The sequence below is a fragment of the Enterococcus canis NBRC 100695 genome (genome assembly GCF_001544375.1).
Taxonomy (GTDB): domain Bacteria; phylum Bacillota; class Bacilli; order Lactobacillales; family Enterococcaceae; genus Enterococcus_H; species Enterococcus_H canis.
The window spans coordinates 57,244-77,627 of sequence record NZ_BCQJ01000009.1 but is presented as its reverse complement, the minus strand read 5'-3'; the positions used below and the strand labels follow the sequence as shown (position 1 = coordinate 77,627).

Here is a 20,384-nt window from a genome sequence, read left to right as displayed (position 1 = left end):
CGTTTCTGTAAAAACAAAGTTCTCTGTCATTGCTTCCACTGGAAAAGCTAATCGAGGTTCTTTCTTTTTTAGTGCCACCCCATCACCTCATTTCTTTTTGACTTGGTAGGTGACTTTTTCATGAAAAAAAGGTACGAACAACTCATGCTCGTACCGCTTTTTTTTCTGTAGAACGTAACTTCCTCGTCCTAGAATGTAATCAATAAAATTCTTGTTGTCCCATTTCAATGAAAAGAGCGTCCAAACAAGGACGCCCACGCTTGCAATCACGATTAACCAATAATTTGTAAAAAGGGATTGGATAAAGGACACCTTAGCAATAAAGCCTAATAACCAAATCAGCAAGGTTAGAAAGAGAAACACACCACCGACAACGAGATGTTCCAACCGTACGCCATTCGGGGCCAGTGGAATGGCATGGCCCTTTATGGAATAAATCTTGATAGGCTGTTTAAATTCTCTTGTATAGTTGTACTCCATACATCGATCCTTCCTTTCAGTGGTAGAATAACACCTGCACTAGGGTTAAACACCTTATCCTTAATCCAATTTCCTATTTTTTCTGCGTCAGACAACATTAAAATCAAAGCGATTAACACCAATACGCCTAATACTAGCGCAATGGTGCGGGCGAATCCTTGTGTCACAAGTCCTACCACAATCAAAAACAAGGCAACAATCGCCAATAAAATAATCACTTGTTGGGATAAATTATCCCAAATGGGTTTTAAATCAAACATCATGTCACTCTCCATTCATTTTCGTTACATAATAACTTTCTTTGGTGGATTGAATTTCTAACGTAAAATTAGACGTGAATGGGTTCCTTTCATCAAAAGCGAACGTGTAAACGCCTTGAACATAGTAATGCCCATTGTCTGTTTTTAGCACTTTTTTTGGTTCGACTGTCACTAGTTTTGCCTTTCCTAACCCTTGAACATTGGCAATTAACGCGAGTTTTTCATCATTGGTCACATACAATTCAAAAAATCGTTGGACAAATTCTGTCAGTTTCTCTTTTTCTTCCTCTGTAACGTCTTTTCCTTTTGGCATAAAGCGATTTTCTTGGTAGATACTTGTGTTTTTTTCTTCTGTTGTCGCAAGATTCGTAAATGCGGGGCGGTCAATCAGTTTCATTTCTTGCCCTTCATAGCTCACTGGAAGAATCACCTGTACTTGCTGCCACGTATCACCTTCTGTAAAACGAACATCATAATATAAACGATACAGGGCTTCTTTTTCGTCAATCGTGTCCATCTTAATAAAACGAACGTTCCGAGCGATTCGGTCAACACTTGTCGTGCTAAAGCCTAAATCATTAGGATTCAAACCTGTTGCCAAAAAAGGTGCCAGCTGTTCTTCCCAATACTTTTTCCCATTGTCTTTGTGAGAAATCGTAAATAATCGGTCCGCTAACTTCATGCCCTCATAGCGTAATTGTTCGGTGTCCTTTAAGGCATTATTGACGTTTGTGACCAACTCTTCTTTATTCACTTGCTTACTCATAGCAATTCTTGACAAGGTATCTACTCGACCAAAGGTCATTAAAACAACCACGCACATCACCAAAAAGAAGCTAAAAAACATGAACGATACGACACTTTGTGCGGTTCGTGGCGCAAAGCGTATCGTTCGTGTACTTGGGTCTGGCTTTTTTTTTCGTTGAAACAATGCCAACCCTTTATTTTTTGACTGCCCTTTTTTTTGCAACCTTTTTTTACTGGTCACTGTTTGCGGATTGAATACGGGTTTTCGTTCAGTCATGTTCAAGAATTCCGTAGCGTTGAATTAGTACCGTTGGGACTTTATTTTCCACCACGACTTCATTCACCACGACGCTTGCCCCTTCTAAAAAAGCTAAGGCTTCTTTGTATGCCCCTTTTGTCGTGTGAATGTGTTGGTGAATTTCTTCATAAAATAACCGAGCGCCTGCTTGATACGCTTTGTTATGAATCCGCCACAAAACAAAAAGCGCTGCTTGAATCGCTGGACGTTGGTACGCATACGTCGTTGCGATTGTTTCTTTCGGTTGTTCTCGTCGTTCTGACGGATTGATTTCTTCGTGCAATAGAACTCACTCCTTCGTATAGATTATTATTCTAGTAATTGTTGTATCTTCTTCGTGTCTGTCCCTGCGTATCTGCCTTTTGGCGTTACAATGGTCGGAACAGTTTCTAACTGATACTTGGCAATGTACCCTTTATTTTTTGGTTGATTTAAATTAATAAACAGCAGATTATCATGGGCTAAATTTTCCTTGTACAATTCGGGAAAAATCTTTTGACAATCGGAACAATCATCTTTGTAGAACACAAGCGCCCGTTCTTCATTTGTGGCAATCGTTACAACCCTTCGGTCAAGTTCTTGTTGCTGAATGGCTTGATTTGTCTGTATTGTAGAAACCACAAGCCAAAAAATTCCTAGTAGAAAACAAGTGCTTATTCCTAAAAGAAGATAACCCCTTCTACCTCTAAGGGACATGGATTTCACCTAAATTCTTAACAGAAGTAAATTGTTTGGCTGTAGGGTCAAACGATACTTTATACATAAAGGTGCCTTTTTGAGCGTTGCTACCAGCAATCGTTACGGAATATTCAACCATGACTAACGCTTTAATCTCCTGCTTTTCAGACGCCATGACATAGACTTCTGGCTCTCTTTCTAAACGTGAAACCGTTGTGACCGAAGGGGTGATTGTATCTGCGTCTTTTGGAAAAAGCCCATTTAATGCTTGTTGGTTCGCATAGGCACTTGCTTGTTCCTTTCTTGCTTTGACGCTTTCTTTTTCACGGTCTGAATGATAGTCAAAAACAGCAGAAAACAGGTGACTGGTGGCAGTAATCAGTCCTTCGTTGTTTGTTTCTTTTGGTGCGGTTTCTGTTTGCTTAGAAAATTTTTCTAAGCGTTGTTCATTCTCAACAAGCGTTTCTTTTTGCTTAGCTAACTCTTGTTGGTACCGTTGAATTTCCCTTCCCTGTTCTTGCCTTTCAGACACCACCCAAAAGCCACCTAAAACAAGTATGACCAGCAATACGGGACATAGAATTTTGCTAATAAAATCATAGTTGCCCATAGACACTATCCTCCTTTTCCTTGAATGAATGCCGTTTGTGCGACCGTTTCTTTGTTAATCACTCGCCAAGAACGTGTCCCAGAACCACTACTTACGACATTGGTTTCACTAACCAACATACTACCGTCTGGATTGACATATTCCACGACGGCGACATGTCCATAAGGGGGCGTAGACCCCGCTAATCCGCCATAGAAACTAGCAGCCCAACCAACAGTAGGCTTCCCTTTTACAACGGTATAGCCTTTTGCGCGTGCAGAAGCGCCCCAAGAGCCACCATTCCCACCGTCACCTGAAAACCACTCAATTGGGCGTCCAATTTGTGCCATTCGATTAAAAGCCCCCCACGTACATTGTCCAAATGGATAACTGTTCCCTGCATAATTTTTATTATCGGGTGGTGGCAGAGTTAATTTCCCTTTGTATTCCGCTGGAACATCTAATGTTGGTGCGGAATTTTCTCCCGTGACCTGTTCCGACGGTTCAGAAACCACAACACAGTTGCTAGATTGACCACCTGCTTGTTCTCCGTTGTTCTTAGGTAGGTTAGCAACAATACTAGGTATTTCGTCCTTTTTCTGGTAAGGTGCAGCCCCGTGTTTTTGAATCGCTTCTTGGTCTAACCATTGAAACTTTTTCCCTAAATTGTTGTAGGTTGTTGTTAGTTTCATAAGATAGGTTGGGTCAGTCGCCCAACCACCATGATAAATAGCCGTGAGCGTTCCTAAGCCATCAGTATTATTGATAGCACCTGTGTAAAGACTTTGGTGTGCCATGAATTCCGCTTTGCCGACAATGCCTGCATTATAATCTTTAAACCACGTGTAAGCACCGCCTGTGTTATCACCGACGTTTGTTCCCGCTTTTGTTCCTGTAATGTCAACAGAATCACGTCCAAATGTAGCCAAAGTGAGTGGGAAATCGTCAATTTTAGACGTTTTTACCCCGCCCATGTTGTGTGCTTGCCAAAATGACGTTCCCGAAGGATTCGTAAAGTTAAAGCCATTTTCTACCATGGTTTGCGCAATGCTGGCAGACGGTAAAAAGCCGCCTGCCTTCCACGAAAGAATGTAGGCGTCTTTGTGACTTTTTACAAATTCATCAATCGATTGGGGAATAGTGGTTCCGTCAGCTGGGTTGTCCATACTAGGTGTAATACAGTCTGAGTTATTACTCATTGACCCCCCACTAATCATTAATATGGTCAAAAAGACACTACCTATTAACAAGAAAAAGGGGAGTAAAAAAAGGAAACAGCCAAAGACGAGTTTTTTCTTTACCATGGCTCGCCGCTCCTTCCTTATGAATTATCCATTGTTCATTGATTGACGTTTTTTAAAGAAGATAAAACCAGATACTAGAGATAAGATACCGCCTGCGGTAGATAAAAAGACATTCATTTCTTCCCCTGTTTTTGGCAATACTTTTAACTTCCCATCATTCCCTTTTACTTCAACGTTTCCACTAGGCAACACTTTAAAATCTGATTGAATGGGTTTCAATCCCTCTTCTGTTTGTTTTAGTGGTGTACCATCAAGAACGGCAACAATTGATTCTCCGTTTGACGTTGTAATAGGTGTATTGGGTGTTGGTACATGGGTGATTTCATTGACATTACTCGTTTCAATGGGTACGGTTAGCTGTTGACTAGTATTCCCACCGTGACTAATTTCTCCGTTTGGTGTCACAACGACATCTACTGGTTTGTCAGGTTGTGTAGGTTTCGCTGGCTTTTCAGGCTCCGTTGGTTTACTTGGTGTGACTGGCTTTTCAGGTTCAACAGGTTTACTTGGTTCCGTTGGTTTTTCGGGTTCGCTCGGCTCTGTTGGCGTTGTTGGTTCTGTTGGGTCAACAGGTTTTTCAGGTTCACTTGGTTCTGTCGGCTCCGTTGGCTCTGTAGGGTCTGTTGGTGTGATAGGTGGTTCAACGGGGTCAACAGGTGGGTCGACAGGCGTTGTTGGTTCCGTCGGGTCAACGGGCGTACTAGGGTCTGTCGGCACTTCAATTGGTGGCGTACTTGAATCAGTAGGGACTAATTCGTCTGCAAATACTGTGGTTCCAACTGAACCGAATAAAAGGGTTGCACTAAATAAACTGGTTAAAATCATTTTTTTCATGAAAATTCCTCCTAAAATTTTGGGTTTATTGATTGATTTCAAAAGGTTCTTCTTTGGGTACTGTCATTACTCTGTATTGTTTCTCTTCTTCCTTAATTGAAAATGTCACTTTCTGAGTAGTTGTTTTTTCTTGGTTATTTTGTAGGTTAATCACGTAAGAAACCTGCCAAGTCGACCCATCACGTTTGACTTCCCAAGGCAAAATACTTTTGATTTTTTCTTCTGTTCCTCGAAACTCTTTCAATGTTTCTTTGTCAACAAAACGCTTGATTTTCTCTTGTACTTTGTCATCTTCTTTTGTTCCTGTGTAATAATTAGATAAAAAGAAGCGGCTGAATGTATCAATTTTGGCTTGTTGTTGGACTTGTTTTTCCAAGTTGTTCAATTGTTCGCTCACTTCACTTGGAATCTTAGGCTCTGATTGAACAGATTTTCCAAGATAAAATCCCCCCAGTAGTAAAAAAAATAGAAACAGTACTTTAAGAAACGTCGCAAATTTGACAATCATTCTTCCCCTTGTGTAAGGAGCTTGAACAATCAGTTCCTGACTAGCCGTTTTTTGTTTGGTGTTTGTTCCTGTTTTCCTTCTTTTTGTTCCTTGTGTTCGCTTATCTTTAGGTAAACTTTTTTCAAATAATGCAAGAAATGCTCTTGCGTCTTCAGAATCAACCTCCTCATTATCCCGTACAGGTGCTTGAATGGCTTCGACAATCGTTTGACCCTCTACAGGCAATGTTAATGTCGCTTCAAGCGTCGCTAAATCTTGGTTTTTCTCGTTATAAATACAATAATCAATCACTACTTGTTGATGGATTGCCAAAAGCTCTCGACTGGTCTCTTCTAATAACGGAATTCCTTGTACCAAAGGAAGCCGTTGTTTCATTGGTAAATCAACGACTGACCGATTTTGTTCCTCCGTTGAAAATTCAATCCACATGTTTATCACCCTTCCACAGGTGCAAGTTCTTCAACATAAACCACTTTTAACGGTTTATTGCTCGAAAATTTAATACGATACTCGGTGTCTTGTAGTGATAAAATAAAGCCGTCTTCTATCCCTTCTACAAAGTACGTATACTCATTGGCTTTCACATGAAAATGATTTTGAATGGCTCTATTTTGCTGCATTTCTACCCACTTAGGAAAACTGGCAAGCTGGTAACCCCCAACGCCACCTACAACAAGTAGAAAGATTCCTGATAAAATAATCATTCGATTTCCTCCTTTGTATTCGTTTATTTTGAATTGAAAATACGTTCGTACTCTGCTTTTGTAATTGGTGTTTCAATGTAAAAAACAGGTGCGTCGTAATTCCCACTTGGTGAGTGAAGATAAGTGGTTCTTTGCGTGTCTACTTTTAGCGTGAACGTCCGCTGATTTTTTAAAATTTTGAGCGAACTAATTTCATGAATGTTTCGCTTTGTAATTAAGTTATTCACTCTTGCTTCTAGCGTTTTGGCTTTTTTCAGTTTGACGTACAATAATTGTCCTTTGCCGCTACGCCATTGCAAAGCAAGGTCTTTCTCTTGGATTGCGATTTCTCTCATAACGTCAAACCTTTCTTGTCTTAGTAGAGTTGCTTCCATATTTTTCCGTCCTTTTCCTAGAATAAAAAAAGAACGCCAACTTATTATTAGTCAGCGTTCTTTTTAGTTCTTATGCTTTGCGTTTCTTGTAAACGATAACTCCTAGAGTAACAAGTACAAATACGCCTAACATTGTCATCACGATTGACAATGTTGTTTGTTCGCCCGTTTTAGGTAACATTGCACTGGTTTTCACTTCTTTTGGTGTTTCAGGTGTATTCGGTACATGTGGTTTTTCAGGTGTTGGCACTTTAACAAAATTCACGGTTTGTTCTTCACTTGTTAAGTCCACGTTGTGTTTCGCCACTTCTTCAAATTCGATTTCGTTACTTGGTCTTTCTTCGTCAGGTTCAACTTGAGCTTCTAACCATTCCGCAAAGCTTAAACCTTTTCCTTCTAATTTCCGACCGTCAACTAAAAATTCAAAGAGAAATTCTAAAGTAGTTTTATCTGCTTTGAAAATCTTTTCAGCATTTGTGCCGTCCAATTTCACACCGTCTGGCGTAATGTACCCTTGCACTAATAATTTGTACATTTGCCCAACAATTAAGTCGTTCAATTGTACCCATTCCTTCACTTTCTGATTTGGTAGAGCTTGTAATTGTTTTTCGCCGTTTTGACCTGTTGCTTTTGTATGAATCGTAGGGTTAACAATACGGACTGTTTGTCCTTTGTCGTGAATGTCTGTATGAGAAGCGACTAAACGTCCGTCACGATAAACATTTTCAAATACAACTGTTTCTTTTCCTGCTAATGCGCTGGCGTCAAAGACAAAATCTAAAGCAATCGTTCCATCAGGATTTTCCGCAACAAACACTTTAGTTGCGGTAACTTCTTTTCCATTAACCAACAAAGGCACGTCTTTTCCTGCTTGAATAGACGCTTCTTTATCCATTAACACGCCATTGACAGTATACGTTTTTCCTACAATCAAATTGCTATATTTGACAGCGTCTGTAATGGTTACTCTGCTTAGTGGGTTTACTTTTTGTTGGTTTGTGTATTTCCCCATAGCTGTTGTACCGATTTTTGGTGGAATGCGTTTGTTTTCCACTTCCAATGCAATCACAGTACCGTCTTTATCAACGGTTACAGTAAATGGTACGTCTTTATCTAATGCTTGGTAACCTGCCAATGGTTTGACTTCTTTAAACCAGTAATCACCGACTAATAAATCATTGACCTTGATTTTACCGTCTTTGTCAGTTTTGAATGTACCAACAAAGGTTGTACCTTTATCATCTTTTTTGTACAAGTCAAATTCAACACCAGCAATCGCTGTTTTTTGGTCAAAATTGGTTGTGGTGTCGTATTTAAACACTTCCACATTCGCTTTGGCCAATCGGTTCGCAAAATTGATTACTTGAATCGTATCTGTATCGCTTGTCACTGAAAAGACATAGGGTGTAGGGTTTAAGACATATTTTTCAGGTGCTTTAATTTCTCGCAACTCGTAGCGGTCTTTTCCGTATTTTAAGGTATCCGTTGTAACAAAGTACCCTTTCTCATTCGTTGTAAAGACGTCTGAAAGCTCTGTATCGTTCGGTAATGCCATTGACACATAGCCACCTTGACCATTGTTTGCTAATTTATCCCAAATTTTGAATTGAGTACCAGCTAATGCAATGGTTTTCCCTGTTTCTTGGTCTACTTTAACCACTTTTAATTTTTGTTCAATGATTTTATCTTCTAAAACATAGTTGATTGTTTGACCGTCTTTTTCTATTGTGACAGTAAACGGTTGAATCAATTTGTAACCTTCCATTCCTTTTGTTTCAGAAATTTCGTAGTCATCATAAGCAAGACCTTTAAACTCAAAGTAGCCATTTTTATCCGTTGTTGTTTTGACTACTTTACCTGTTGTTTTAGATTTTGCTTGTAACTCAACACCAGCTAATTTTGGTTTAATATCAGAATTTGTTGTTGCGACTAACTCTTTGTTTCCGACTTTGTAACCATTAATGTTTCCTTTGATGACACGGTCTTTAGCAGTAATTACCGCTGTTTCTCCAGCAGGTACAGAAACAAATAACTTTTCAGTTGATAGTGTGTAACCTTTAGGCGCTTGGATTTCTTGGAAGTAGTACTTGATTGGGTCTAAGTCTTTTACTTCTGCTTGGACTTTGCCATTCACATTTTTTAAGGTAACTTCTGCAACTTTTGTTCCATCTTCTTTGTATAAACCATATTTAGCGCCTTCTAAAGTTGCTTTTCCTTGGGCTTTATTTCCTGTTTCAGTATCTTCTTTAACGATTTTGACATTTCCATTTTTGATTACTTGTAGTTTTAAAATACTATTTAAGGGGTCTGTAGGGCGTAATACTCCTATTTTTTGTGCATTCCCTGATTGAAAAACTAATGGTGTTCCTAAAATTTTGATACGGTCTAAGCTTACTGTTGCGTTATCAGGTGCTGTTTTGTCAACTACAATAATAAGTTTATTTCCATCAATAGTGGCTTTTACCCCTTTAGGTACACGGATATTTTCCATATTTTTCAATGTATTATTAGTGTCCGTTAAAACTAATTTATCACCAATTTTAATGACCTTAGTTTGATTGTGAAAAGAAGTTCTTTTCTCTGCTTCACTAATTAATTTTTGAATGTTGGCTTTTCTTGATTCATAATCTAAACCATTGTAAATAGTATGGTACTTCGCACCAAGCAATTCCCAAATCATCATTTGTGTGGCAATGTATTGTTCGTCGGATTGGTCTTTGTTTTTAATAAAACCAAAATGTGAAATCATGGTAATTTTATTTCTAAGATTCACATCTTTCATATAACTAGATAATTCACTACCAGTGTGAATTGCACCAATCGCAGCTTCTTTATTCGGCTCAATACAGAAAGCAACTTCTCCATTAACATAGAACTTTGCCCATCTATCCATTGTGAAGTTTTCACGGTCTTTTGCGGAGTAGACAATCCAGTTAATCCCTTTATCAATCCACTTTACATCTAATTTTTGTTGTGGCAAGGCTTGTCTTTTTGCTCTTGACTTAACGACTTCTTTTTTATCTGTAGTCGCTTTTGCTGGTTTTACAACTTCCTTACTTTCTACTGTCGGTTCAGCAGGTTGCTCAGCTTCTTTACTGCCTACAACCGGCTTAGTAGGTTGCTCAACTTCCTTACTTTCTACTGCCGGCTCAGCGGGTTTTTCAGTTTCTTTACTGCCTACAACTGGTTCAGCTAGTTGCTCAGCTTCCTTGTCATCTGCTGCCGGCTCACTTGAAATTATCGGGCTATCAGCAGCATTTTGTTCTTCACCGATCGTCGCATCGATATTTTGTTTTTCATTTCCAGTAACAGGAATTTCTTGTGTTGGCTCTGTAGTTGCTTGTTCAGCTGGTTTTTCGCTAATAGCTGGTTCCTGCTGAATAACTACTTGTTCATTGCTTACTTGGGTCGTTTGTTGTGCTGAATCAGTTGTTTCAGCAGCGTTTACTAATGCATTCCCACCAAATAGGAACATATTCGCAAACAACACAAGCATCATTCCCTTTAGAAATGAATACAATCTTTTTTTACTATTCATGTCTAAATCTCCTTTTCTCTTTATTTTGTGGCACCAAAAAAAAGAAGACATGAAGCAAATGTCTTCTTTTTTAACTATTTCTTATTTTAAACTCACATTAATTTTTATCTGGGTTATAGAAATCTACCGTCCATTTTCCAATTGTTTCATTGTCTTTGTTTAATAAATCAGTTGTACTATATCCCCATAAGTACCATTTACTATTTTCATCTTTAATTTCTTTATCCCCATAAGCAATAGCTTCTGCTTCACTATCAAAAATCTTTTCACTGTTTCCAACATTAACTGGCGTCATATCTTTACCTGGTGTCACTGGTTTTTCAGGTTCTGACGGGTTAGTTGGTTCTACTGGTTTTTCAGGTTCCGTTGGTTTGCTTGGTTCAGTAGGTTCTACTGGCGTTGTTGGTTCTGTTGGTGTCACAGATGTTTCAGTTTGACCTGTACCTCCATTTTCAGAAGGTGTTGTTGCTTGTGTCCCATCTTGGTTGCCAGTTTGTGGTTGTGCTGGTGTCGTTGTTTGTCCACTATTTTGTGGCGTTTGCGCTTGGTCTCCGTTGACAGGTTCTCCTGCTGGTTTAGAAGCGTCTACTTTATCCTTATCTTGAATAACTGATTGACTGACTACTTGACCATTACTTTCTTTAACGGTTGCCACATTACCTTCAAAGCTAATGACACGTCCAACTGGTAAGCGGTACTGTTCCCCAGCACTTAAGTTAATCCCATTGATTTCAGCTAATTTAACATGGTTTACATTAATTTTTTGTCCAATCGCCCATAACGTATCTCCAAGTTTCATCGTGTATTCTTTTTGTCCGTTGACAATTTGAATTTGGTCAGGCGTGTTGGCTTTCCATTCTGCTGCATTTGCTTCATGGCCAGCAATTACAACCCCACCTAATGCAGTGCTTGATACAATTAACCCTTTTACAATGCTACTTTTCATCTTTTCCTTCCTCACTTTCAGTTTTTAGTCTTTTTAATTCTTCTTTGAACAATTCCTCAGTAACAAGCCCTTGTGTCAATTTTCCAACATATGTCTTTTTTTGCTTCCATAACTCGACAATTTCCTTCAAATCATCTATTGCTTCGGGATTGACGGTTATTGTCCGCATTTTTTCTTTGCATAATGCTCCCTACTTTCATCTTACAAACATAGTTTTCACGTAAAATAGTTGCATTACAACTATTTTACAACTATTTCCAAAAAATTTTTTTGTTATATTTAGATAAGATAAATGAAAAGGAGACATCTCATGACAACTAGAAAAAAAGTGATAGGCGGTATTTTAGGAAGTGTTGTTGTATTTCTTTTAGTTGTAATCGCCTTCTCCCTTCAAGGAAAATCAACGATAACCAAAGAAAGTAAGCCAAGCAGCAGTCCTTCTGTTTCAGTAGAATCAAAAGAAGAGTCAAAAACAGACACGACTTTGCCGACACATGCTGACCTGAAAAAACAACTCGGCGTAGCTTATGAGGACTTAGGCAGCTGCCAAATCATCACTGTCTTTTACAAAGATAAAAATCAAGCAACAATGGAAAATAAACAAGGTATACAGGTTCAATCGTCCCTTTCTCTTGATAATGAAACAGACTTAACGTTTACGTTAAAAAATATTGAACCACCCATCAAGGGTCTTAAGGTGAGCGACACCGTTTCATTGATTCGGGCCAACGCAAAACTTTACGCTTACCAATAACATCAGGTGATCGACATTTTCGCTTCATACTACCGCCTACTTTCTTTGATTATTCAGTTTTCAAGGTGTCATAGAAATTTTTGTTCGCTAGGCCGTTTGTTTAACTCCAGAGCAAACCAATGTATTCCGTTTCTGCATTTTTTAAGTCTCATTTAAAAACGTATCAGTTTTTTGTGCGACTACTGTTGCCTCAATTAAGTTATGTTGAAATCCTTTTATACCACCAACATTCACATACCGGGCTTTGATTCGATTTCCAGAGATAGCCCGTACAATCCACGAAGTACCTTCATGATCAAAGAAATTATTTTGTTTTATTGAGTGATTAAAACCTATTTTTTCTAACTTCATGGCTTTTAACATTACTTCACCCTTTCTGAAATTTCTATCATTCGTTGACTAATTATCTTCAAGTTTCCAATTAATGAACTCTTTTAGCGTTACTCCATACATGTTGCAGTAGCGCTCTAATTCATCTTTTTTCCAAGTAATTTCTGATTTGCCTGTATCTAAGTTAATTGTCCAGATTGAAAACAAGTTTTTATATTCCCAAACAATTTCAAATCGTTCTTCTTTCGTAAGAGGCTCTTGGATTTCAACTAATTTCATCACTCGTTTTATAATTTGTAATTTTTGATTAAAAGTTATATCTTCCCTCAACAGTTCATCATTTATCAGCTCTGCTAAAAGCATTTCTTTATCACTGATGGTATCCGTGTTTTCTCTGATTATTTTGATATCGTATCCGCTCTTCTTTCTACAATATCCATGTTCTTTCTCCCACTCTATCTTTTCATTCATCTAATATGCTGGCTCCTACGAATATCGGGAAGAGTCTAATTTCTTCCAGTAAAAAATTAAAACACTCCCTTGCTTCTTTAATCCATCTATTTTCCGTCCTATGGAAACCATTAATTTTCTCTGTTCTCTTCTTCGATCTACCCTAACGGGTATTCGACTGGATTATGGCGTCCGGATCCAGAACCCTAGTAGACAACGGTAAATGCTCCTGCAAATCATTTGCTATCCTGGCAAGTGTCTACATGTACTACCGCACACGCTTAGAAACAAGTCTTTTAAAAAACTTTTCCTAAGTGATCTCCTCATTACTGAAGATCTGATTTTCTATTTCACAAATGTACGTAACCTTATCCCCTTAGTAGCGGTTCTGATTAGATAAGGCGCTATAGCCGATCATTAGTCCCAATTCCCACAATCTTCATTCTTGTGCCATCCATGGTTTACCGAAAACCCTCATCGTTTTCGTTCATTTCCGTTCCTAGCTCCTATAGCATGGACTCATACGCGCCAATTCGTTGTTGTACTTACGTAAAAGAGAACTGACGTTGAGTTCAAAAAAGGTCTAGCGAGTATGCCCTAACTTTAGCCGCGGACTCTCCAAGTCCACTATGATCACTAAGTTCTCCATGGATTTTCCAAGTGTCCAAAGGCTTTCCTTGTTTCCTTTGATTAGATGTTAAGGTACATCGAAAAAGAGAACATTAAGTATTTTGTTTGTCTATTCAGTTTTTTAATCTTCACTCTGATTCCCTTTTGGAAGCAGCCAACGTAACGGTTGCCCTAGTTTCACCCGACGTGCGATTGTTTTCCCATAGATATTGGTTACACATTTGATATTTGGATAAATAGCTTTCAACGGGAAGATTTGTTTCTCATACTGTTTGCGCTCTAATCCTTCCATGTATACTTCAAATTCTACAACGTTTTTGCCATCAACACGAAATTTTCGTAAACGCCGAAGGATACGCGTCTTTTCTTCCGGAATAGAAACTGTTTCAAATACAGGGAAACAATAACACTCTGCACCAAAATGTTGAATGTCTGTCATACGAAAAATTCTTTGATTTTTTGCTCGTGTAACTGGTTTTTCAATTTTCTCTTGTTCTCTCCTCATACTTTTTATCTCCTTTTTCGACAATTGCTTTAATACCGTAAAATGGTTATACTCTGCTTATTTCTGATCTATACCATTTTGGATATTCTCTTTCTACTTAATCGATTCAAACTCGAAAGAGCCTTTAGGTAAACGATATTTCTGTCCACATATTGGACATTCCCAAATCCATGTCTGAGCGAAATGTGGTGTCCCGCAAGGCAAGCGTCTATAATGCACGATATGTTTCGCTAGATTTCCGCAATCACATTCAACATAAGTAGGTGGCCAACTGGCATATCTCATCGTTTCAAGTGGTACATGGTACCCGTTATAACATCGTCGATTCGTGTTTCGAAACATTATTTTCCTCCTTCACACGCTCCAGCGCTATTTTACGTAAATTAATCAACTCTTGATCCAATTGTGGCAGTGTATATTTATCAGGAAAAATAGCTTGAATCACACTTCGTTCTGTCAATTCATTTGCTAAAAGTTTTTGTCTCAAAGATTCAATTTCAGAAAAAGAAACAACCGTTTCTGCCAACAACACTAATTTCCAGAACTGAGTCATCATCCGATAAAAATAAGCAAATATATCATGAATCGGTTTTCCTTCATGGCAACTGGTACGATATTTAAAAATAAATTTCTCTACTTCGTGTTCTAAATCTTGTGCCCAAAGTTCTCCATTCAATCGTGACAAAAGACGAAAATGAATGGTTAGTATATCCGCATACTCTTTTTCTACTTTTCGTTTCGCAACATAAATTTTATTAATCATTCTTTTTGCATCTGTTCCAAAAAAAGAAAGTAAGTCAATTGTTCGTTCCGTAAAAAATGGAAAATCCCCCATTTTTATTGCTTCTTTTTCTGAGATTTCTGAAAGAGGAGTCTTTGTTGGTTTCTCGTATCGATTTGTATCGTTATTATTTTCAGTATTACTAGAGTAAGTATTACTAGTGTGTAAATTTTTCACGTCAAGACGTGTATTTTCTACACGTGAAAAATTTACACGTCCTTGTCCCACAATGGTTTCAACCGTTTTTTCTGTTTCTCTATAATGATTTTTATTTGGAAGAGAAAGTTCATTACCAAAATAATCAAGTCGTTTTATTAAGCAATTATTCGAATCATATTCTTCAATAATTTGATGATCAGCTTCAACTAACTGAAGATAAAGTCGATTGGGTTTGTTTAATCCTTGCTTTTCTTCTCGTAAAAGTTTTTTCTGTCTTAATTCTTTTTTGATCTTTGTGATCGTCTTATTCGACTTATCTAACAACTCCATTAATTCTTCGACAGTATAAATCAAGAAAACTGAACCACATTCATCAACAAAATCATGTTTTCCAGATTCGTAAGAACGAATCGATAACTGACACCGATTGTACAATGCGCCGTACGCCAATTTTGCGTCATTGGATAATTGGGCGTAATCGCTCGTATATCGAATCTTTTTGATGACTTTTCCTGTTTGATCTTTGATTCGTTCTGTCCGTGTCATAAAGATTTGGGGAATTTGATAAAAAGTTTGAGTAGCTAATTGATTCACTGTAATATCTGCCATGTCATGGTCTCCTTTCAGATTTTTATCTTTTCCGCCAAGAGAAATAGGAAAATCTCCTATAAAATTTTGTACGCAGGCAACGGGAGTCGAACCCGTACTCGCCAATGTCGGAACATCTGAATACCTGCGGCTCAGTATAGTCATCAATAAAGATTTGGCGGAAACTATACTGATAAGTTGAAAGGAGAATCAATTAACTTACCTTCGAATCCATTTCTAGCTTCTATACAAATACAAGGAATCGAACCTTTAAACCGACCATTTCGGATACTTGTTTCATTGGTCTCCCGCTCCGCCTAGACAACAAAAAAGAGGACAAATTTCTCTATCCTCTTACTTCTAAATTCTTATTTTGCAATCCTAACTAAATACTAGACACTTACAAAAACATACCACTATTACCGATTGTTGCAAAGTCTGGGTAAGATTCTCTGATAAGGACGTGTTGATAACGCAATAATGACACGTTTCACTTATATTCGTATTTTTAGTACCAGTTGCTGGCTTTGTGGGTTGATTTGGTGCGCTTGGTTTTTCTACAGGCTTGCTGTCAGCCGGTTGACTTGGAGTGGTTGGTTTAGTATGCTCTTCTATTGGATTGAACAAATCTATTGATTAAGTCGGATTTTCCCCTCCCCACCAGAAGTATCTGTTGCTTCATTTGTGTCGCTCGTCCCAGCTCGACCTTCGTTTACCCTAGGTTGTTTGAGTTCATACCGCCATTTTATTGCTTGCATCTTTTCCGTTCGCTAATTCTGTGGTTGTCGACTTCTCTGATGTTGACGTGTCTGCTTGTTTGCCGACAGGTTTGTTGGCTTCGTTCTTGTTTTGTGGTTGAACCGTTTTTTAGTGACGGTCCGAGGAGTCCAAACGCCTTTCATTTCTGACGTGGGGACTTCATACCCTACCCATTAATGATAAACACCATGCTTGCCACTGCACCAATCATTACAAAGAAAACGCATCGCCTAGTGAATGGGTGTTACAGCCACTTTCCCCTCCCCTTGCTTTCTTTTTCGATTTACCGCAATGTTGTGCATCGATTGGATTTTCTGTAATACTTCTTCTCTCTTTTCCTTTTCGTTTTATCTGATAGAAAATATCGATTGCTTTGGCAGCTTTTTCTACACTACTTGTTGTACGTCCAATATAATTGAGTAATTGTTCTCTACAAAAAATATGAGCATATTGTTTTCCCAATTGTTCACGCCACGTACAATCTTCTTCATTATCCAATTGATTGACATATTTCATTGATTATTTTTCTTTGTATCTAATTTAGTATCAAAAATAGGATTCTATAGTTTTTTAGACATTTGTCTAGTCCACTATTTTCAAGAGTTTTAGCCATTTTAGATGAAGTAAATCGTTTATCATATTCACTTGTAGCGAGATTTTGAGCCACACGATCTCTTTGTCGAAACACATAGATTTCCCTTTCCATTGCTTCTAATTCACAAATATATAAACGTTTTTTATTTCTTTCTATTTTATTAAATCCTGTATGAACTTATGTCAATAATTCTTTTTCCCCTAACTGTTTTTGATTCGATTTACTTTCCGTTCACTACAATTCATCATATAAGCAAATTTCTGTCCAGTAAATTCAAAATAAACGAATCCTTCTTTGTCAATTTGATTTTTCGATAACGCAAAATCCATTCTTGACTTTAGAAGTATGTAAGCAATTTTTGCTTTTTCAAACATTAAGCGATATGAAGGACTTTCTACGAATACTTTTGGATACTAGTAGTACAACTCACTGTAGATATTAGTAGCTTTATTTTTTAACTGATATAGCATCTCCTTTCTATTAAAACAGAATAAAAGACTTCTAGCATTCCTGCACTAAAAGTCTTTTAATTAGTAATTAAATGTTTTCAGTCAAAATAAAATACTCTGTTTGTTTAAACATTTTTAATTGTTGGGTAAAAACGATATACTTATTACAATGGTTATACTAGATTAAATTGATTTTATGGTTCATCTTACAATCAAAAAAACTTCTTTAATTCTTTCAATTTTTAAATACAATAAATACTTACTAGTACATTACGTGAGAGAAATTTTTGAGAGAAAAAATAAAATAACATCGAAAAAGCTAATTTTTGAGAGAAATTTGAGAAACCAATAGCGAAAACGGTAGATGGAGATGTCCAAAAATTATTGATAATACGCCGTTTCCATTGTAGATTCTCCTTATTTCCGATACATCTTAAACTCCAAGAACAAGTCATTATAAATGCCCAAATACTCAGGTCCTAAGTCTTGATAGACTTCCAAATGGGAGATGGTTTCGTCAGATGGATAAAACTGCTCGTCTTCGGTGATTTCTTTTGGTAGTAAGGCTAGCGCGTCTTTATTGGGTGTGGAATAGCCAATATATTCAGCGTTTTGAGCCGCATTTTCTGGTTCAATCATGAAATTGATAAAGGCGTAGGCCCCGTCGATATTTTTGGCAGTTTTTGGCATGACGATATTATCAAACCACAAGTTAGAACCTTCAGTGGGAATCACATAATGCAAATGCTCGTTTTCTCCCATCATATCGGCGGCTTCACCTGAGAAGGTCACCGCTAACGCACTTTCCTCATTGATCATATACATTTTGATTTCATCGGCGACGATAGCCTTGACGTTAGGGGTCAGGGTGTTCAGCTTATTAGCGGCTTCCCTTAGTTCGGTCATCTTCTTACTGTTCAGTGAGTAACCTAGACTATTCAAGGAAAGACCCAGCACTTCGCGGGCGCCATCAATCAGCATGAGATTGTTTTTATACGCCGGATTCCAGAGGTCATTCCAGTGCTGGATGTTTTGACCGTCGATAAATTTATCATTATAGACAATCCCCAGCGTTCCCCAAAAGTAAGGAATGGAATATTGATTACCTGGATCAAAATCTAAATCCATAAAACGCGGGTCTAAGTGTTTTAGCCCCGTCAAACGACTGTGATCAATTGGCAGCAGCATGTTGGCTGTCATCATTTTTTGAATCATATACTCGCTGGGAATCGCGATATCATAGGCGGTGCCGCCTTGTTGGATCTTCGTATACATGGCTTCATTGGAATCAAAGGTTTCATAATTCACTTTGTAGCCGGTCTCTTTTTCAAACTTTTTGATTAGACTAGGATCGATATAATCGCCCCAGTTGTAAATAGTGACGACATCGGCCCCCGCCATACCGCTAGCTTTTTCCAATTGGCGAACGGAAAAGAACAGTACTAGAATAATAGCGATGATGCCAATGATCAAAGATTGTAATTTTTTCATCGGATCTCTGGCACCTCCAGACGTTGGTTCTTCTTACGTTTTGGTTGGTTATCTTTACTGATAAAGTAGTAACCTACGACCAACACCATCGAGAAGATGAAGACCAGCGCGCTTAACGCATTGATTTCTAAACTAATCCCTTGCCGTGCTCGAGAATAGATTTCAACTGATAAGGTAGTAAAGCCATTGCCGGTAACAAAGAAGGTAACCGCAAAATCATCTAGCGAATAGGTGAAAGCCATAAAGTAGCCGGCGATGATCCCTGGTGTCAAAAATGGCAAAATAATGTTTTTCAACACTTGGAAGTTATTGGCGCCAAGATCGCGGGCCGCATCCACCATAGAGTCATTCATTTCTTGAAGCTTAGGCAGCACCATCAGTACCACGATGGGAATACTGAAGGCGACGTGGGAAGCTAGAACACTGGAAAAACCAAGACTTAGTCCCAAAAAGGTGAAGAAGATCAAGAAACTAGCCCCAATAATAACATCTGGTGAGACCAATAAAATGTTGTTCATACTTAATAGCGTATTCCGCTGACGCCGTTTCTTGGTGTAATAGATACCCATGGCGCCAAACGTTCCAATGATGGTGGCAATCAAGGCCGAAAGAAAAGCCAACAAAAAGGTATTCAGCACGATGATGATTAGCCGAGTATCTTCAAAGACTGCCTGATAATTAGCCAGAGTAAAGCCAGTGAATTCAGTCATGGAACCACCAGCGTTAAATGAATAGTAAATCAGATAAAAAATTGGCGTATATAATAGAACAAAAACTAAAATAAGGTAAAGGTTGGACCAACGAAATTTCTTTTTCATCGGATACGGCCCCCTTTCCGTTTTTTCTCACCCGTCAGCATCATCACCAACAGCATCGCCAAAATCAAAATCACGCCGATGGTTGAACCCATGCCCCAGTTTTGAGTAACTAAGAAATGCTCCTCAATCGCAGTCCCCAGAGTAATCACGCGGTTCCCGCCAATCAGACGTGTCAACATGAAGAGGGAAAGTGATGGAATAAAGACTGCCTGCACCCCACTTTTGACCCCATTCAATGACAAAGGAAAAATAACGCGGCGGAAGGTTTCAATACTATTGGCTCCTAAGTCCTTGCTGGCGGCAATTAAAGAAGGATTCAATTCTTCCAAAGCATTGAAAATTGGCATAATCATGAAGGGAATCTCAATATAAGTTGCCACAAACATAAAGCTAAAATCCGTAAACAAAATTTGATGGGAGCCAAGCCCTAAAAATTGCAGGAAATCATTAACGCTACCATGGATACTAAAAATGCCAATAAACGCATAGGCTTTCAACAATAAGTTCACCCAGGTAGGCAAGATGATCAGCATCAACCATAATTGTTTATGCTTCAACTTGGTCAGCAGATACGCCGCTGGATAACTAATCAATAGTGTGAAAAGTGTAATCAAAAAGGCGTACCAGACTGAGTTCAAGGTCATACTAAGATAAGTCCCTGATGTAAAATACGTTTGGTAATTTGCCAGCGTAAATTGCCCGTTCATGTCAAAGAAAGATTGGTAAATGATCATTAAAACGGGGGCAATCACAAATAGCAGCAACCACATAGCATAGGGAATGGAGTAGATTCTTCTGATTTTTGTCATGGAAGC

General features: G+C 38.3%; 23 protein-coding genes and 1 pseudogene. 1 reads left to right on the top strand and 23 read right to left on the bottom strand.

Annotated features, from left to right (window positions below; genetic code table 11):
* Positions 1-87: 87 nt before the first annotated feature.
* The 14 genes from ECA01S_RS11710 to ECA01S_RS14395 form a co-directional block, all read right to left on the bottom strand.
* Positions 88-480 (bottom strand): TcpE family conjugal transfer membrane protein, encoded by a 393-nt coding sequence (locus ECA01S_RS11710; RefSeq protein ID WP_033646611.1) that lies wholly within the window; start codon positions 478-480, stop codon positions 88-90.
* A complete protein-coding gene (locus ECA01S_RS11705) occupies positions 426-743 on the bottom strand; it encodes a hypothetical protein (protein ID WP_245631223.1) in 318 nt (105 codons plus the stop codon). Before ECA01S_RS11705 ends, ECA01S_RS11710 begins: the two co-directional genes overlap by 55 nt.
* 1 nt (position 744) lies before the next feature.
* Complete coding sequence (locus tag ECA01S_RS11700) at positions 745-1,671, bottom strand: conjugal transfer protein (RefSeq protein ID WP_245631222.1); 927 nt, start codon at positions 1,669-1,671, stop codon at positions 745-747.
* Positions 1,672-1,756: 85 nt separating this feature from the next.
* Entirely contained in the window at positions 1,757-2,068 is a 312-nt protein-coding gene (locus ECA01S_RS11695; RefSeq protein WP_067395700.1) for a hypothetical protein, read from the bottom strand.
* Positions 2,069-2,094: 26 nt separating this feature from the next.
* Positions 2,095-2,406 carry a thioredoxin family protein gene (locus ECA01S_RS11690; RefSeq protein WP_082703304.1) on the bottom strand — a complete coding sequence of 104 codons (312 nt, stop codon included), beginning with the start codon at positions 2,404-2,406 and terminating at the stop codon, positions 2,095-2,097.
* A gap of 64 nt (positions 2,407-2,470) precedes the next feature.
* On the bottom strand, positions 2,471-3,073 hold the full coding sequence (locus ECA01S_RS11685) for a hypothetical protein (protein ID WP_033646621.1): 603 nt from the start codon (positions 3,071-3,073) through the stop codon (positions 2,471-2,473).
* Positions 3,074-3,078: 5 nt separating this feature from the next.
* On the bottom strand, positions 3,079-4,356 hold the full coding sequence (locus ECA01S_RS11680; protein ID WP_033646623.1) for a CHAP domain-containing protein: 1,278 nt from the start codon (positions 4,354-4,356) through the stop codon (positions 3,079-3,081).
* 24 nt (positions 4,357-4,380) lie between these two features.
* Complete coding sequence (locus tag ECA01S_RS11675) at positions 4,381-5,190, bottom strand: LPXTG cell wall anchor domain-containing protein (protein WP_067395696.1); 810 nt, start codon at positions 5,188-5,190, stop codon at positions 4,381-4,383.
* A gap of 25 nt (positions 5,191-5,215) precedes the next feature.
* Complete coding sequence (locus tag ECA01S_RS11670; RefSeq protein ID WP_067395693.1) at positions 5,216-6,127, bottom strand: hypothetical protein; 912 nt, start codon at positions 6,125-6,127, stop codon at positions 5,216-5,218.
* A 5-nt stretch (positions 6,128-6,132) separates the two neighbouring features.
* On the bottom strand, positions 6,133-6,402 hold the full coding sequence (locus tag ECA01S_RS11665; protein WP_010746398.1) for a hypothetical protein: 270 nt from the start codon (positions 6,400-6,402) through the stop codon (positions 6,133-6,135).
* Between the two features lie 23 nt (positions 6,403-6,425).
* Positions 6,426-6,776 (bottom strand): PrgU family protein, encoded by a 351-nt coding sequence (locus tag ECA01S_RS11660; protein ID WP_067395690.1) that lies wholly within the window; start codon positions 6,774-6,776, stop codon positions 6,426-6,428.
* A 70-nt stretch (positions 6,777-6,846) separates the two neighbouring features.
* On the bottom strand, positions 6,847-10,314 hold the full coding sequence (locus ECA01S_RS11655; RefSeq protein ID WP_217994738.1) for a SpaA isopeptide-forming pilin-related protein: 3,468 nt from the start codon (positions 10,312-10,314) through the stop codon (positions 6,847-6,849).
* A gap of 97 nt (positions 10,315-10,411) precedes the next feature.
* Positions 10,412-11,260, bottom strand: coding sequence for a LysM peptidoglycan-binding domain-containing protein (locus ECA01S_RS14735; protein ID WP_067395687.1), 849 nt, complete (start codon positions 11,258-11,260; stop codon positions 10,412-10,414).
* A complete protein-coding gene (locus ECA01S_RS14395) occupies positions 11,250-11,429 on the bottom strand; it encodes a hypothetical protein (protein WP_035016662.1) in 180 nt (59 codons plus the stop codon). Before ECA01S_RS14395 ends, ECA01S_RS14735 begins: the two co-directional genes overlap by 11 nt.
* A 141-nt stretch (positions 11,430-11,570) precedes the next feature.
* On the opposite strand from ECA01S_RS14395, the gene ECA01S_RS11640 reads away from it, so the two are divergent.
* Positions 11,571-12,014, top strand: a complete 444-nt coding sequence (locus ECA01S_RS11640; protein ID WP_067395684.1) for a hypothetical protein — start codon at positions 11,571-11,573, stop codon at positions 12,012-12,014.
* Between the two features lie 141 nt (positions 12,015-12,155).
* On the opposite strand, the gene ECA01S_RS11635 is transcribed toward ECA01S_RS11640, so the two are convergent.
* The 9 genes and pseudogenes from ECA01S_RS11635 to ECA01S_RS11600 form a co-directional block, all read right to left on the bottom strand.
* Entirely contained in the window at positions 12,156-12,377 is a 222-nt protein-coding gene (locus ECA01S_RS11635; RefSeq protein ID WP_010746403.1) for a hypothetical protein, read from the bottom strand.
* 36 nt (positions 12,378-12,413) lie between these two features.
* Positions 12,414-12,815: a hypothetical protein gene (locus tag ECA01S_RS11630; RefSeq protein WP_010746404.1), complete on the bottom strand. Its 402-nt coding sequence runs from the start codon at positions 12,813-12,815 to the stop codon at positions 12,414-12,416.
* Between the two features lie 730 nt (positions 12,816-13,545).
* The gene (locus ECA01S_RS11625) at positions 13,546-13,929 is read right to left on the bottom strand and encodes a hypothetical protein (RefSeq protein ID WP_010746405.1); all 384 of its coding nucleotides are present in this window, start codon (positions 13,927-13,929) and stop codon (positions 13,546-13,548) included.
* Positions 13,930-14,239: 310 nt separating this feature from the next.
* On the bottom strand, positions 14,240-15,478 hold the full coding sequence (locus tag ECA01S_RS13950) for a replication initiator protein A (protein WP_010746407.1): 1,239 nt from the start codon (positions 15,476-15,478) through the stop codon (positions 14,240-14,242).
* Positions 15,479-16,426: 948 nt separating this feature from the next.
* Positions 16,427-16,732 (bottom strand): hypothetical protein, encoded by a 306-nt coding sequence (locus ECA01S_RS11615; protein WP_010746408.1) that lies wholly within the window; start codon positions 16,730-16,732, stop codon positions 16,427-16,429.
* A 279-nt stretch (positions 16,733-17,011) separates the two neighbouring features.
* A pseudogene (locus tag ECA01S_RS14845) lies at positions 17,012-17,209 on the bottom strand (replication initiator protein A); the annotation flags it as partial.
* A 468-nt stretch (positions 17,210-17,677) separates the two neighbouring features.
* On the bottom strand, positions 17,678-18,751 hold the full coding sequence (locus ECA01S_RS11610) for an ABC transporter substrate-binding protein (protein WP_067395682.1): 1,074 nt from the start codon (positions 18,749-18,751) through the stop codon (positions 17,678-17,680).
* The gene (locus ECA01S_RS11605) at positions 18,748-19,569 is read right to left on the bottom strand and encodes an ABC transporter permease (protein ID WP_067395679.1); all 822 of its coding nucleotides are present in this window, start codon (positions 19,567-19,569) and stop codon (positions 18,748-18,750) included. Before ECA01S_RS11605 ends, ECA01S_RS11610 begins: the two co-directional genes overlap by 4 nt.
* Positions 19,566-20,378 (bottom strand): ABC transporter permease, encoded by an 813-nt coding sequence (locus ECA01S_RS11600; protein WP_067395676.1) that lies wholly within the window; start codon positions 20,376-20,378, stop codon positions 19,566-19,568. The genes ECA01S_RS11605 and ECA01S_RS11600 overlap by 4 nt, the downstream gene beginning before the upstream one ends.
* Between the last annotated feature and the right edge of the window lie 6 nt (positions 20,379-20,384).